This is a genomic window from Shewanella sp. CG12_big_fil_rev_8_21_14_0_65_47_15, from assembly GCF_002783505.1.
Lineage (GTDB): Bacteria > Pseudomonadota > Gammaproteobacteria > Enterobacterales > Shewanellaceae > Shewanella.
In genome coordinates, this window is the sequence record NZ_PFGL01000036.1 from 34,797 (window position 1) to 48,473 (window position 13,677).

Consider the following 13,677-nt stretch of genomic DNA (forward strand, 5'->3'; position numbering starts at 1 on the left):
CGACCCCGCAGAGAATAACTGAGGGCACCCCGAAGAATGTGTCGACACGTGTGTGATTTAGTATTTAGACAAATTGCCATGTATAATGGCCGCCATATTTAGTTTTGCCATCGCCCAAGAGCAGATAAAGCTGAGCTTGGGTAATTCATCAAGACTTAAACATAACGGCGCGCTTTATACCATAAATAGCCCTAAAGCACAAATTTTTGCATAGGGATGGCGTGGCCAATAGACATCGAAGACACAAGAGAAAACGCAATGAGTATCGTCATTAAGACAGCAGAAGAAATCGAAAAAATGCGCGCAGCGGGTAAGCTTGCCGCACAGGTATTAGAAATGATCGCCCCCTATGTTAAGGCGGGTGTCACTACTAATGAGCTCAACGACCTCTGCGCAAAATACACCGAAGAGCAAGGCGCCATTTCCGCTCCGCTTAATTACCATGGTTTTCCTAAGTCAATCTGCACTTCGGTGAATAGTGTTATTTGCCATGGTATCCCCAATGACAATCCCCCATTGAAGAATGGCGACATTCTCAACATCGATATCACAGTCATTAAAGACGGTTACCACGGCGACACCTCAATGATGTTTTTAATCGGCGAAGTGAGTCCGAAAGATAAGCGTTTATGTCGTATTGCCCAAGAGAGCCTGTATTTGGCGATCCGTAAGGTGCGTCCAGGCTTAAAATTGGGTGAAATCGGCAATACTATCGAAAAATTCATCAAGGCCAGTAAAACAGGCCTTGAGAAATATTCCATCGTGCAAGATTATTGTGGCCACGGTATCGGTGCAGGTTTCCATGAAGAACCTCAAGTCATGCACTACCGTAACGGTGATAACACTATTTTGCGCCCAGGCATGTGCTTTACTATTGAGCCAATGATCAACGCGGGTCGCCACACCACAGTGCTCGACAAGTCGGATAACTGGACTGTGACCACCTCCGATGGTAAAAACTCAGCCCAGTGGGAACACACGTTATTAGTGACACAAACTGGTGTTGAAGTGCTCACCTTACGTGATGAGGAAGATTTTCCACGCTTTATCAATCACTAAACAATCCAAACAAGGGACTCGATGAATACAGCTCAGCTCGCAAAACTTGCACTAATCGAACAGAATCAAGCGCTTTTAGCACAATTTAAAGCAAAAGCCCCGATTGAAGAGCTCGTCACGCAGCGCTGCCAATTTGTCGATTCCCTCGTCAAGCAGGCTTGGGGGCAACATGGCCTCCAAGCCCATGACATAGCCCTTATTGCGGTAGGTGGTTATGGTCGGGGCGAATTACATCCCCACTCGGATGTTGATTTATTGTTTCTGTTTGAGGGCGACCTATCCCCTGCGGCAGAAGCCGCACTCAGTCAATTTATTGCATTTCTGTGGGATGCAAGCCTTGAAATTGGCCACAGTGTGCGGACATTGGACGACACCCTAAGACTGGGCCGCGAAGATATCACGATTGCGACAAATCTTTTAGAAGCACGGTTGATCGCAGGCCCTGAATCCCTATTCGACCGTTTATATGACGCCATTCGCCAGAGTGATTTTTGGACCTCCAGCGATTTTTTTATCGCCAAACGGGATGAACAGAATGCCCGCCATGCTAAGGCCAGTGCCTTCGATTTAGAGCCAAACTTAAAAAGCTGTCCGGGTGGCCTTAGGGATATTCAAACCATCGCCTGGGTCGCCATGCGTCACTTTGGCGCATCAAGACTTGAAGAATTGGTTCAATACGACTTTTTAGAACCCGCCGAGTTAGAAGAATTACTCGAATGTCAGCATTTTTTGTGGAAACTGCGCTTTGCCCTGCATATGGTAGTAGGTCGTGATGAAAACCGCTTACTGTTTGATGTGCAGCGCCAAGTTGCAGAGCTAATGGGTTATGAAGACGCCACCCAGCTTGCCGTCGAGCAGATGATGAAGCGTTACTATCGCACGGTGCGCCGGGTGATGGAGCTGAACGAAATGCTGTTGCAGCTGTTTAAGCGAGCAACATTAGGGCACACAAAAGCCTTAGAAATTCAATCAATAGATAAACACTACCAGCGCCGCGGCACTTTTATTGAAGCGCTCAGCGATGATCTGTTCGATAGCGGCGAAGAAATTGTCCGACTGTTTTTGTTAGTCGCTAAAAACTCCAACATCAAAGGCATTTACGCACCAACGCTGCGGTCACTGCGCCGTGCAAGGCGTGCACAGCCGCAAGCGCTGCAAGAAAATCCGCTCTGTCGCCAAGCCTTTATGGAAATTCTGCGTCATCCCCGCGGCATTGTTGCTTTATCTTTAATGCATAAACACGGCGTACTGTCGGCCTATTTACCCGCGTGGCGAAACATTGAAGGCCAGATGCAATTCGACCTGTTTCACGCCTACACAGTCGATGAGCATACCCACAGATTGCTGCTCAATATTGAACGATTCTCCCAGCCAGAACAAAAGGAAGAATTTCCCCTAGGCTCAATTCTGATCAACCAACTGCCGAAAAAGGGCTTGCTGGTACTCGGTGCAATCTTTCACGATATCGCCAAAGGCCGCGGTGGCGATCACAGTAAACTGGGCAGCAGCGATGCCCTCGCCTTTTGTAAGCTGCACGGGTTAAACGATCACGATGGCCGTCTAGTCGCTTGGCTGGTTGAGAATCACCTAGTAATGTCCGTGACCGCCCAGCGCCGGGATATTTCCGATCCCGATGTGGTGGCCGATTTTGCCAATAAAGTCCGTGATGCCGTGCATTTAAGCTATCTGTACTGCTTAACCGTTGCCGATATCTGCGCCACCAACGAAAAAACCTGGAATAATTGGAAAGGCTCACTGCTGCGGGATTTGTATTTTTCGACCCAAAGGGTGCTCGCACGCGGCAAAGAAAAACCCGTCGATATCCGTGCTAGGGTGCGCGAATACCAAGCCAAGGCCAAGAAAGAGCTGCTGCGCCGTGGACTGAAAGAGAAAGATCTCGATACCCTGTGGCAACGCTTTAAAGCCGACTATTTTCTACGTCACCAACCCAACCAAGTGGCGTGGCACGCCGAGGCGATTTTAAAGCACAAACAACAGGATGAGCCCCTAGTTTTAGTGTCCAAACACACGACTCGTGGCGGCACTGAGCTGTTTGTCTATTGCCAAGACAGACCAAAGTTATTCGCAACTGTGATGGCGGTACTCGACAATAAAAATATCAACGTCCATGATGCCAGCATTATGACCTCAAAGGACAATTATGCCCTCGATACCTTTGTGATCTTAGAACAGGATGGCGAGCCAGTGAGCCAGCTTTCACGCATCCAAAGTATCCGTAAGGCACTCGAGAAAGCCCTGTCGAGCGACAGCCCAAAACTGCCTCGCTTTAGAAAACTGTCGCGCAAGATGAAACCTTTTAATGTGCCAACACAAGTGAGTTTCCTCGAAAGCAGTCGTCATGGTACAAGTATGATGGAGCTTATCGCCTTAGATTCGCCGGGATTACTGGCAAAAGTCGGCGATATCTTTTACCGTTGCAACACAACCTTACTCGCGGCCAAGATCACCACCATTGGAGAGCGGGCCGAAGACTTTTTTATGCTGCAAACCAATGACGGCCTGCAGCTTAACGAAACCCAGGAAAATACCCTCAGGGACGCTTTAATCAGTGCCTTGAGTGCAAAAAATATCGAATCAGTTAATTAACGAGACCAGTGGGAGAAGTAAATGGAGGCTTTACGCCAACGTATTGAGGCGGCTTTTGAAGCTCGCGCCGACATCACGCCAAGCACAGTTGACACCAGCGTGCGTGACGATGTGCAACATGTCATCAATATGCTCGACAAAGGTGAAGTCCGTGTCGCCGAGAAAATCGACGGACAATGGCATGTGCACCAATGGCTGAAAAAGGCGGTATTACTGTCCTTCCGTATTTTCGATAATGCGGTTATCGATGGCGCCGAAACCAAATACTTCGATAAAGTGCCGTTAAAATTTGCCGAATATGATGAAGCCCGCTTCAAAGCGGAAGCGATTCGTGTGGTGCCGTCTGCCACAGTGCGTAAAGGCTCATTCATCGGTAAAAATACCGTCTTGATGCCATCCTATGTGAACTTAGGCGCCTATGTTGATGAAGGCACTATGGTTGACACTTGGGCGACCGTTGGCTCATGTGCACAAATCGGTAAAAACGTGCATTTATCTGGCGGCGTGGGTATTGGTGGTGTACTTGAGCCATTGCAAGCGGGCCCAACCATCATCGAAGATAACTGCTTTATCGGTGCGCGTTCTGAGATTGTTGAAGGCGTAGTGGTTGAAGAAGGCTCAGTGATTTCTATGGGCGTGTATATCGGCCAAAGCACTCGAATTTATGATCGCGAAACCGGCGAAGTGCATTATGGTCGTGTGCCAGCGGGCTCTGTTGTCGTTTCTGGCAACCTGCCCTCTGCCTGTGGCAAGTACAGCCTCTATGCCGCGATTATCGTTAAGAAAGTGGACGCTAAAACCCGCGGTAAAGTGGGTATCAACGAACTGCTGCGTATTGTTGACTAGCCTTCAATCCTTAATGTTTCGTGTTAGCTAATGTTAACTAAGATGCCAAGCCCTTACTTGGCATTTTTTAAACCCTAACGGCTCTTTTATCCAAAAAAACACATACAGTTACACAGGGACACACATAGTTCCAGATCCAACATTTAGATACATTTCATCGCTAAATTCCCCCAGCAAGACCATCTAAAAGCAACTTAACTAAAAAGGAATATCCCCCAGCAAGGAGCTTAATATGAAGTCTACATTGGCAAAATTAGGTGGTATAGCCGCATTCTGTGCGCTCGGTATGAGCACTCATGCGTTTGCAGCAATGGATCCACAGCTTGAAAATACCCTCATCGCGGTATGTAAAGCCGGTGCCAGCAATAACTTAGTGTCCTTCAATGGTACGATGAAAGAATATCGGATTAATGAGGCACGAATATTTCCACGTTTAGTCTGTAATGGTGAGAACTTTCATCAGTTCGCCTTGAGTCAAGGTGCCGAAAAAACCGCACAACGCATAGGACGCTATGTACAAGGTCAAGTGACTATTAAAGATATTACCGCAAACACTATGGATGAGGTCTATGCCGTTAATTTTTAATCCATTTAAGTTTCACTGTAGAGGCGTCATTCAGGCGCCTTTTTTTTGACTGATATATTGATTGATAGTGTTCAACATATTGCGATAGGGTTAAATCAAACGCTCGACGTCTTGCCGCTCCTTGTTTGCCATCGCTATTGCTCGCCAGCCAATGACTCCTATAGCATGTTGCGCTTTATTAACGACCACAAGAAACTCGGTGTCCAATTGATTAAGCTGTTGCAAAGCATCTTCTGAGGTCGCGACATCGTTGATGATAGGCACAGAGCGATCCATAATTTGATGGGCTTTTTTACGAAGAAAGGCCCTATCCTGTTCCCGCTCTGCGGCTGTGTCTATTAAGGGGCTCAACCAGTAATCTAAGAGACGTTGAGTAATCATACCCGTGATCTTGTGTGTCTCATTCAGCACCACGGCAACTTTCGCATGGGCCGTCGCTAATAAACGTTTGATATCGGCAAGCTCATGGTCAAGTGTCACAGTCACTACTGGTTCTAATGCCGCTGAGCCGATATGATCACTGATGCTAAGCTCACGGTTAATTAAAATCTCTAAGCAGGTTTCCACTATTTCGGGATCGAACAGCGTACCTTTGCCCGCCCGTAATACTTCAGTCATTTTCGCCAAGCCCAAGGATGGCCGATAAGGTCGGTGGGAGAGTATTGAATCGACCACATCGGCAACCGCAATGATCTTGGCCTCGTAGAGAATGGCTTTATCTTTCAGCCCTAGCGGATAACCCGAGCCATCGAGCCGTTCATGGTGCTGTAAAATCATCTGTCTGATCGGCCAGGGAAACTCCACACCTTCAACAATTTCCGCACCATGCTGCGGATGAGTTTGGATTAACGCGTACTCTTCCTTGGATAACTTAGAAGGTTTAGTCAAAATTTGTGACGGTATGGCGAGCTTCCCTATGTCATGCACTAGGGCACCTATTTTAAGCCCTTCTAAACGCTGCGGTTCTAAGCCAAGCTTTTCTCCAATCAAATAACTTAACTGAGCAACTGATTTTTGATGCCCCGCGGTATAGGCATCCTTTAGCTCTAGCGCCTCTGAAATCGCGCTGATCAACTGAGTTAATGAGTGAGATAACTGCTCTTTTTGGGCCTTAATGATTTTTGACTGGCGGGAAACGGCCCGTAATGACCGTGGTAACTCTATGGTATGCCAAAGAATACTTGCAAAGGTGAGCAAAGATCTTGCATCGCTGCGAGTATAGGGTTCATCCCTGCCTATCACACAAACTAAGCCGACCATTCGAGCACGAAATAAAATTGGCACCGCCATATAGCGGCCATTTAACAGCAACTGATCAAATACAAAATCCCCCCGATGTGGCAGATTGTCCCTGTCGTTGTGGATAATGGGCTTATAGTTTTTGGCACATTCAAGCCATAAACGGCACTCACGCTCCGCGACTTGAGTACCTTCTTTAACAAAATCCGCCGCATTATTCTTAGGGGTGGGATATTCAGTACGCGCAGCCAGTGTCAACGAACCTAACTTCTCGTTATGCAGTAAAATAAAGCCATAATGACTCCCCGTTAAGGACATGGCTTTCGATATTGCGATTCTAAATACATCTTCTTGGGGAGATTTAATAACATCTTCAATATGTTGTAGCCATGCATCACTTGCTTGAATCGCACGTCGGTAATCTGAGTGTAATTCTTTAATCTGTGGATCTTCAAAATTGGTGTCGGATAGGATCAAATTCCAGCCCACATTGGGCACTAAATGCAGCGAAAAATGTAATCGCATGCCTTGATCATCTTGTAACTGAAACCCCACAATTTGTCTTTGCTGGCGAGCAATGTCGGCACAGAGTTCAGCATTGAAGGCGCTAAAAAGTTCTGAGAGTGGCTGATTGATGATTTGCGCAGCAGAGCGCTTACAACGGGCGTAAAAGGCTTGGCTCATGCGTTGCACTCGAAATTGTTCATCGAGTTGCGCCCATGATAAAGTCAAATTGTCAGGTAGGTCCTTTATCCCAACGATAAGACTTCGACTAGTTGACATTTATCACTCCCATCCATGACTAGCACATTGGATAAACACTTTACGGGTATTTGCCAAAATACTCTAATAAAAAATCTTAATAAACAATTTGATAATATAAAAAATGAATATTGTTATGAGTCAATGGGGCGAGACTACTAACGTTAAGCTGCCCCCGACTTTCAATTAAAAGCCACCCTTAGAATACGATGGTTTTATTACCATAAACGACCACTTGCTCGTTGAGCACAAGCTGTAATGCCTTACTGAGCACACTCTTCTCGACATCCCGCCCCGCCCTCGCCATTTCTAAGGCACTGTAGCTATGATCGACGGGAATGACATCTTGCTTAATAATCGGTCCCTCATCGAGGCAATTATTCACAAAATGGGCTGTCGCGCCGATGATCTTCACCCCGCGCTCCCAGGCTTGACGATAGGGCGCTGCGCCAATAAAGGCGGGTAAGAATGAATGGTGAATATTAATAATACGGTTGGGGAATTGCGCCACAAAATCGGGGGTTAATACCCGCATATATTTTGCCAGCACTAAATAATCGGGTTGATATTGGGACACCGCAGCGAGCAGCGCTTGCTCGTGTTGAGTTCTGTCCAATCCTTCATGGCTGACTAAATGAAAGGGAATATTGAACTTCTCCGTCAGTTCCCGCAGCGCGTTGTGATTACCGACCACGGCCGCAATTTCAACACTTAACCCACCGTAATAGGCTTTCATAAGTAAATCACCTAAGCAGTGCGCTTCTTTAGTGACCAGCACCACAATGCGTTTTTTACCGGCACTGACTAAGGTCATATGATTCTGTGCTGGCAGTACATCCCGCAGATCCTGCAGTAACTGCTCGCTATCGAATATCCCTTCTAACTCAGTGCGCATAAAAAATCGCCCCTGGGCATTATCCACAAACTCACTGTTTTTAATGATATTGAGTTTATGGTTAAAACAAACGCCCGTGATCTTAGCGATAAGCCCTTGGGCATCGGCGCAATCTGTCATTAGGATTTTACGTGTTAAGGCTGGCTGAGCATTCAATGTTTGTTCATGCTGTGACTGCAAAATCTGATCTCCTCTATGGTCCCTCATTCGAGTGTGCCATAGCTCATTACATCAAACAGCAGAAAATCCAACAAATAACGAGATAAAGCCGACATTTTAGAAGATTCATTCGATAAACCCCAAAATTTAAGCCACTAATTTGGGAAATCTAAGGCAATGGGATCAATATTGAGACAAGCAAATGAATAGCACACGAAAGATCAGCGGATATCTCGGCCAATTTTGATCAAATTCAATAGACTTAACGGCGAGTATCCAAATAGCGTTGCAGTACTTTTCGCAGGGTTTCAGCCTTAGTGCCATACACCACTTGGACACCTTTCCCCATCACAATCACGCCCTTGGCCCCTAGCTGGCTCAAACGTACTTTATTCACCAACTCAGGTTTATGCACACTTAAGCGTAACCTGGTTAAACAGGCATTCAACTCAACAATATTCTCTCTTCCACCAAGTGCGGCAATGATCGCCCTTAAACTCTCCTTAGCCCCTTGATGCTCTTGTTGTTCGAGTCGACCGGGGGTTTTTAAATTAAAGGCTAAAATACTCAATCTAAACAAAAGGTAATAAATTATCGCCGTTAATGGACCAAGGAAAATAAACCAACTGGTATTGCGAGAAAGGGAAAACAAGAGCGAAAAATCCACCAGCCCGTGGGAAAACACTATGCTGTGGTGAATATCGAGCAGAATGCACACCGAATAGGCAAGCCCTGAGAGTAACGCATGAATTAAAAATAAAACCGGCGCCACAAACATAAAGGCAAATTCAATAGGTTCAGTCACCCCAGTCAACCAACTCGCCGCCGCGGCCGAGAGCATAATGCCGGCCACCCGATTGCGCTCAGACCTATCGGCACAACGCCACATGGCAAGGGCCGCCGCGGGCAACCCCCACATTTTAATCAAATACCCACCGGCAAGATTGCCCGCCTGGGGATCGCCCGCTAAATAGCGCGCCACTTCGCCACGGATAACTTCCTGCCCCTGTAATTGATATTGTCCCACTTCTAAATAGAAAGGCGCATTCCAAATATGATGTAGCCCTAATGGAATGAGCAAGCGCTCTAGCGCACCATATACGCCAAACGCAATGGCGGGCTTCTGATATACGGCCCAGTCTGACACTTGCTCAATCAGAAGTGACAGGGGTGGCCAAACATGGGCAAGCCCATAGCCTAGCCCCATGGCTAAAGGAATAATCAGCAAAGATGCGCTGCGCCGCCCCTCGAAGAAGGAGAAAATGGCTGGCAATTGAATATATTGGCTCCAACGCACCGCAAGACAAGTGATACCACCGAGCAACATACCGCCCGCAATGCCAGTATCTAAAGTCTCCATTCCAAGTAAGGGCTGGGTTGGAAGTCGGTATAGATCGGCGAGGGCCGCTAGGGTTGCCGTCATCACCCCATATCCAAACACGGCGGTAAATGCGGCAATGCCTTGATCGCGGCAAAAACCGATAGCGACCGCCACCGCAAACAGCATGGGCATAATGGCAAAAATCAACTTACCCACAGCCAACATCAGCACGGTAAGCTCGGCGGGCATAAAAGGAATGGGGCTTACGGTTAACCCCAGCATCACGCCTGCCGCCGGTAAAATAGCAATAGGTATGAGTAGCGCTTGGCTTAGGCGCTGGGCAAATTTAAACCATTGTTGAGTGACAAAGTGACCTAAGCGGCGAGCTCGGATTTGACGACTTGATTCCAACGTTCCAGCCATTTTATTGCTTCTACCTCAGGTTCCATGGTTTCACAGGCATCGATTTCAAGACGCTCAAGGATAGGTTTTGCACCTAATTCAATCAGTAACTCATCGACCGACTTACCCGCACCGCAGAAAGTCTCGTAACTCGAATCCCCAAGTGCAATAACACTGAATTTAAGCTCTGGTAAGTAAGGGGCGGTATTTTTTAGGTGATAAAACCAAGGCTGAATGTCATCGGGTAAATCACCCTGCCCCGTGGTTGAAGTCACCACCACTAACAACTCATCCTGGGGTGGGGTGAAGTGGGCAATCTCGTCCGGTTGCCATAGTTTCGCCTCATAACCGAGTTGAATTAATGCCTTTTCTAAGGTTTCAGCCGTAAACTGCGCACTACCATACACAGTGCCAAACACCAGATTCACCTTTTTCATGATATACTCCATCTTGCGCTATTAAGCTGAACTTACTTTATTCTCAGGCTTTAGGGCAAGTAACGACGTAAAATATTTATAAATCAAGTTATTGAGCATGAGGAAGGCTACTGATGCGACAGACCACTAGGCTCAAACACCTCAAGCAACATCACAAAACCACCAAAATTAGACGCAAGCATTACTTCCACGCCGCTCAACAGGACCTTCAATCCCCCCTCGCTCCGACTCCCGGTTTTTCGACCTTAGCCAATATGATGCAAAAGCTGCGTCCACAGGTGACAAATACTTCAAGCATACAAGACTGATGTCGGCGGGCGCTTAACGAATCGCCGTAACCTGCATCACTTTGATAAATCCAGCATGCAAATGAAAAGACGCTCGATAAGCCTCTCAGCCCATTCTAGACAGGGTTCTGCTCGTTCTTAGCAATCAACTATTTAGCAATCAAGAGTGTCGGCTCTTGGCTGAGTACGGCATCATCCCAACCAAGACCAGAAAATACCTGCTCCCATTGTGGCTCAAGCTCAGTCTCAATGTTGATCCGTGTTTGGGTTACGGGGTGTGTAAAGGTGAGTTTTTTAGCGATAAGCCACAGGCGATTCAAGCCAAAATGTTCCCGGAAAAAGGCATTCTGTTTGCCATCACCATGGGTGGTGTCACCTAAAATAGGATGACGCAAATGGGCCATATGTCTTCTTAGTTGATGCTTGCGCCCCGTTTTAGGGCAAAGTCGCACTAACGCAAAACGACTCGTTGGGTATCGTCCTGAAGGATATGGAATTTCCGCATTGAGCAAAGGCTCATAGGCAGTGACGGCATCCTGCGCCGCTTTATCTTGGCTTGCGTATTTATCCCCCACTTCATCGAGTTCAACTTTGAGGGCATAATCGAGCACACCTGATTCATGCATATTGCCACGAACTAGTGCAAGGTATTGTTTTTCAACAGTATGATTAGCAAATTGCTCACAGAGGTTATTGGCTATCTCGCTACTTTTGGCAAACACTAATACACCGGAAGTAGGCCTGTCTAAGCGATGCACGGGGAATACATGGCAACCAACTAAATCCCGGGTCAACTGCATAGCAAAAAAACGCTCACGGCGGGCCAAATAACTACGGTGAACGAGTAAGCCTGCGGGCTTATGGATCGCAACTATATATTCATCTTCAAATAAAATAGTCAACTCCGGCGCTTGCTCATCACAGTCACCTTGGGTGGCTGGGTCTAGTGCAGCATCGGGCATCTCCAGCCATGCATCATCTTGGTTCATTTAACAACATATCCAATTCGTTTAAGACACCAATTAACAACTGTAATTGGCCCATGTTTTGCCACACATGCTGTGCCATTGGAGCAATAGCAATTTGCGAGGGTAATGGCTGCCCGGCGTCAATCAGCGCTTGCATGCGGGGGATAAAAATAAACTGTAACCATTGCTCCAAGGGCATAAGATCACAGGCAAAAGGGGCTGTGCTTGCCATAGCCTGCGCGGAGGGTGCTGTGGTTGACCATAACCCTGCTTGACGTAAGCAATCGGATATTTGCGCTAGTTTTGTTCGCGTTTGGCTATATAACATTGATTTCAAATCCACTGACATTTAGCGCGGGATAGCGACATCCCCAAGATGCCCGCACACTCATTCGGCCGATTAAAGTCCGGCAATCATACCATCCAGACGCACTTCCCCCTATAATGTCACCCATTTATTGAGCCTTTTTGATGATATTGTAGCCAAATGACTGAAATTACTACTCTTAGCCAATTTTTAACCACAGCCAAAACCCAGTTTCAAGTATATGACCTAGGCCGCAGGGTGCAGCATATTGATCTGCTGGCGTTTCATCAAATCGAATCCCTTGCAACTCCCTATCCTTATCCAATACAGGGACATGCACAATTTGCCATTGTATTTTGGGATGCGAGCCAGCAGCATTTTATCTGGTTCCTAAAACTGGCGTTAGATGAACAAGGATTACTGTCGCCCGCGCCACGGTCACAATTTATCGAAATGGTGTTATCGGCCCTAGGGCAAGATCCCACCCAACCACTGAGTGATGAGCAGCAAGAACGCTTAGCCAACAACCCTTTTAGCTTTAAACCAAGCCAAGAAAAATTAGCGGTATTCAATGCATTAGTACGTAAGCAATTAGGACAAAGGGCATCAACACAGTATGAATTTGCAATGCAATACCTTGCTGGTCAAATCGCTCCCAGCCAATGGCAACAGGTAGGAATGCAAGGAATTGCCGATGTATGCGTGCGAGTTAACGAGCAAGACCATGAGGCACACATTATTGCCAGTTTTGATACGGCAGCAATGGAAGTGCAAATCGCCCTTTGCCAATGTTTAGAGCATGTGCATTTAAGCCCAGCACTTGCCAACAAAATTTTTGACAAGTTCACCTTGGCCCCAGTTGAATACAAAACCTATTTTCTGCGCGCATTAGCCTCCAATAACGAGTTAAGCCAAAAGGCATTTATTCATTTGCATCTAGCATCACAGCTAGATGCCAATAGCCTGCTCAGTATCGCAGGACGTAATTGGACAGTACTAAAGCAAGAGGTGAGTCGCAGTATTTACTTAGAAGCACTAGCCCTTCAACCCCAAGCCTTTTTTAATCAGGTCTTTGCTGATATTGTGGCTATCCCTAGTTTACGCAATCAATTACTAGGTGAATTAAGAAATCCCAATCGTAGCGTTCAACTATCACAGGCCATAGGTGGTTTGTTTAAGGCGGCAAGCAAATGATGTCAGATTTACTGTTAATTATTGCATTGGTCGTGATTGCCGCATTCTTTTGGCAACTAAGACAAATGGCAGAATTAAGCCGTATTTTTGCCGAGAAAGAATGTTGTCGGCAAAAAGTTCAGCTCCTAGCGATTGCCATGGAAACCGCCCGTCCAAGCCTTGGCGGGACGACAGGAATATGCTGGAAAGCTAAATATTTATTTGAATTTAGTACCGACGGTATCAACCAATACAGTGGTCATATTTGGATGCTCGGCAAAAAAATTCAAAAAATTGAGTGGCCAATCTTCCCTGAACCAGAATGGCATGAAGCGCCTACAGCGCAGGGGAAATTTGGCGGTTGTGGTACGCAAAGCGGCTGTAGCTCAGGCAAGTGCCATTAAGCGACTGACTACCGAAAAGGCTCAGTCTCAATAGTCAAACCAAGTCACCAATCCCCATAAAAGAAAGGGCGCGATCCTAAGATCACGCCCTTCTGTTCTCTGTTAAGCTATCCCGCTATTATTGTGCTCCCTGCACCATCCATGCGTAAACAAGGTAGTGTTCAAATTTCTGTGTCATTTCTTTAAGCTATACCAAAAAGAGATGATTTATGACCACACCTACTT

At 46.7% G+C, this 13,677-nt stretch carries 13 protein-coding genes; 7 read left to right on the forward strand and 6 right to left on the reverse strand.

Features of this window, described 5'->3' with window-relative positions; genetic code table 11:
- Positions 1 to 258: 258 nt before the first annotated feature.
- The 4 genes from map to COW15_RS09740 all read left to right on the forward strand — a co-directional run bounded on the left by map (position 259) and on the right by COW15_RS09740 (position 5,098).
- Positions 259 to 1,059 (forward strand): type I methionyl aminopeptidase, encoded by an 801-nt coding sequence (gene map, locus COW15_RS09725; RefSeq protein WP_293632357.1) that lies wholly within the window; start codon positions 259 to 261, stop codon positions 1,057 to 1,059.
- A gap of 21 nt (positions 1,060 to 1,080) precedes the next feature.
- Positions 1,081 to 3,666, forward strand: a complete 2,586-nt coding sequence (gene glnD / locus COW15_RS09730) for a bifunctional uridylyltransferase/uridylyl-removing protein GlnD (RefSeq protein WP_293632359.1) — start codon at positions 1,081 to 1,083, stop codon at positions 3,664 to 3,666.
- A 21-nt stretch (positions 3,667 to 3,687) separates the two neighbouring features.
- A complete protein-coding gene (gene dapD, locus COW15_RS09735) occupies positions 3,688 to 4,512 on the forward strand; it encodes a 2,3,4,5-tetrahydropyridine-2,6-dicarboxylate N-succinyltransferase (RefSeq protein WP_293632361.1) in 825 nt (274 codons plus the stop codon).
- A 232-nt stretch (positions 4,513 to 4,744) separates the two neighbouring features.
- Positions 4,745 to 5,098: a DUF3718 domain-containing protein gene (locus tag COW15_RS09740; RefSeq protein ID WP_293632363.1), complete on the forward strand. Its 354-nt coding sequence runs from the start codon at positions 4,745 to 4,747 to the stop codon at positions 5,096 to 5,098.
- A 90-nt stretch (positions 5,099 to 5,188) separates the two neighbouring features.
- Here the strand turns inward: COW15_RS09740 and COW15_RS09745 are convergent, their stop codons facing one another.
- The 4 genes from COW15_RS09745 to COW15_RS09760 form a co-directional block, all read right to left on the reverse strand.
- The gene (locus COW15_RS09745; protein ID WP_293632365.1) at positions 5,189 to 7,120 is read right to left on the reverse strand and encodes an HD domain-containing phosphohydrolase; all 1,932 of its coding nucleotides are present in this window, start codon (positions 7,118 to 7,120) and stop codon (positions 5,189 to 5,191) included.
- A 178-nt stretch (positions 7,121 to 7,298) separates the two neighbouring features.
- Entirely contained in the window at positions 7,299 to 8,201 is a 903-nt protein-coding gene (purU, locus tag COW15_RS09750) for a formyltetrahydrofolate deformylase (RefSeq protein WP_293632367.1), read from the reverse strand.
- A gap of 214 nt (positions 8,202 to 8,415) precedes the next feature.
- Positions 8,416 to 9,897 carry a PTS transporter subunit EIIC gene (locus tag COW15_RS09755; protein WP_293632369.1) on the reverse strand — a complete coding sequence of 494 codons (1,482 nt, stop codon included), beginning with the start codon at positions 9,895 to 9,897 and terminating at the stop codon, positions 8,416 to 8,418.
- The gene (locus COW15_RS09760) at positions 9,849 to 10,313 is read right to left on the reverse strand and encodes a flavodoxin (RefSeq protein ID WP_293632371.1); all 465 of its coding nucleotides are present in this window, start codon (positions 10,311 to 10,313) and stop codon (positions 9,849 to 9,851) included. Before COW15_RS09760 ends, COW15_RS09755 begins: the two co-directional genes overlap by 49 nt.
- A gap of 113 nt (positions 10,314 to 10,426) precedes the next feature.
- Here COW15_RS09760 and COW15_RS09765 point away from each other — a divergent pair, with 113 nt between their 5' ends.
- Complete coding sequence (locus COW15_RS09765; protein ID WP_293632373.1) at positions 10,427 to 10,621, forward strand: hypothetical protein; 195 nt, start codon at positions 10,427 to 10,429, stop codon at positions 10,619 to 10,621.
- A gap of 128 nt (positions 10,622 to 10,749) precedes the next feature.
- Here the strand turns inward: COW15_RS09765 and truC are convergent, their stop codons facing one another.
- Both truC and COW15_RS09775 read right to left on the reverse strand, forming a co-directional pair.
- Positions 10,750 to 11,589: a tRNA pseudouridine(65) synthase TruC gene (gene truC, locus COW15_RS09770; RefSeq protein ID WP_293632375.1), complete on the reverse strand. Its 840-nt coding sequence runs from the start codon at positions 11,587 to 11,589 to the stop codon at positions 10,750 to 10,752.
- Positions 11,576 to 11,896 (reverse strand): YqcC family protein, encoded by a 321-nt coding sequence (locus COW15_RS09775; protein ID WP_293632377.1) that lies wholly within the window; start codon positions 11,894 to 11,896, stop codon positions 11,576 to 11,578. Before COW15_RS09775 ends, truC begins: the two co-directional genes overlap by 14 nt.
- A 159-nt stretch (positions 11,897 to 12,055) precedes the next feature.
- Here COW15_RS09775 and COW15_RS09780 point away from each other — a divergent pair, with 159 nt between their 5' ends.
- Both COW15_RS09780 and COW15_RS09785 read left to right on the forward strand, forming a co-directional pair.
- Positions 12,056 to 13,069: a DUF3549 family protein gene (locus COW15_RS09780; RefSeq protein WP_293632379.1), complete on the forward strand. Its 1,014-nt coding sequence runs from the start codon at positions 12,056 to 12,058 to the stop codon at positions 13,067 to 13,069.
- The gene (locus tag COW15_RS09785) at positions 13,066 to 13,452 is read left to right on the forward strand and encodes a DUF3301 domain-containing protein (protein WP_198782851.1); all 387 of its coding nucleotides are present in this window, start codon (positions 13,066 to 13,068) and stop codon (positions 13,450 to 13,452) included. The genes COW15_RS09780 and COW15_RS09785 overlap by 4 nt, the downstream gene beginning before the upstream one ends.
- Positions 13,453 to 13,677 lie beyond the last annotated feature (225 nt).

What these genes read in the sequence shown, in the direction of transcription:
- map (WP_293632357.1), top strand. Translation starts at nt 259, where the DNA reads ATGAGTATCGTCATTAAGACAGCAGAAGAAATCGAAAAAATGCGCGCA.
- glnD (WP_293632359.1), top strand. Translation starts at nt 1,081, where the DNA reads ATGAATACAGCTCAGCTCGCAAAACTTGCACTAATCGAACAGAATCAA.
- dapD (WP_293632361.1), top strand. Translation starts at nt 3,688, where the DNA reads ATGGAGGCTTTACGCCAACGTATTGAGGCGGCTTTTGAAGCTCGCGCC.
- COW15_RS09740 (WP_293632363.1), top strand. Translation starts at nt 4,745, where the DNA reads ATGAAGTCTACATTGGCAAAATTAGGTGGTATAGCCGCATTCTGTGCG.
- COW15_RS09745 (WP_293632365.1), bottom strand. Translation starts at nt 7,120, where the DNA reads ATGTCAACTAGTCGAAGTCTTATCGTTGGGATAAAGGACCTACCTGAC.
- purU (WP_293632367.1), bottom strand. Translation starts at nt 8,201, where the DNA reads ATGAGGGACCATAGAGGAGATCAGATTTTGCAGTCACAGCATGAACAA.
- COW15_RS09755 (WP_293632369.1), bottom strand. Translation starts at nt 9,897, where the DNA reads ATGGCTGGAACGTTGGAATCAAGTCGTCAAATCCGAGCTCGCCGCTTA.
- COW15_RS09760 (WP_293632371.1), bottom strand. Translation starts at nt 10,313, where the DNA reads ATGAAAAAGGTGAATCTGGTGTTTGGCACTGTGTATGGTAGTGCGCAG.
- COW15_RS09765 (WP_293632373.1), top strand. Translation starts at nt 10,427, where the DNA reads ATGCGACAGACCACTAGGCTCAAACACCTCAAGCAACATCACAAAACC.
- truC (WP_293632375.1), bottom strand. Translation starts at nt 11,589, where the DNA reads ATGAACCAAGATGATGCATGGCTGGAGATGCCCGATGCTGCACTAGAC.
- COW15_RS09775 (WP_293632377.1), bottom strand. Translation starts at nt 11,896, where the DNA reads ATGTTATATAGCCAAACGCGAACAAAACTAGCGCAAATATCCGATTGC.
- COW15_RS09780 (WP_293632379.1), top strand. Translation starts at nt 12,056, where the DNA reads ATGACTGAAATTACTACTCTTAGCCAATTTTTAACCACAGCCAAAACC.
- COW15_RS09785 (WP_198782851.1), top strand. Translation starts at nt 13,066, where the DNA reads ATGATGTCAGATTTACTGTTAATTATTGCATTGGTCGTGATTGCCGCA.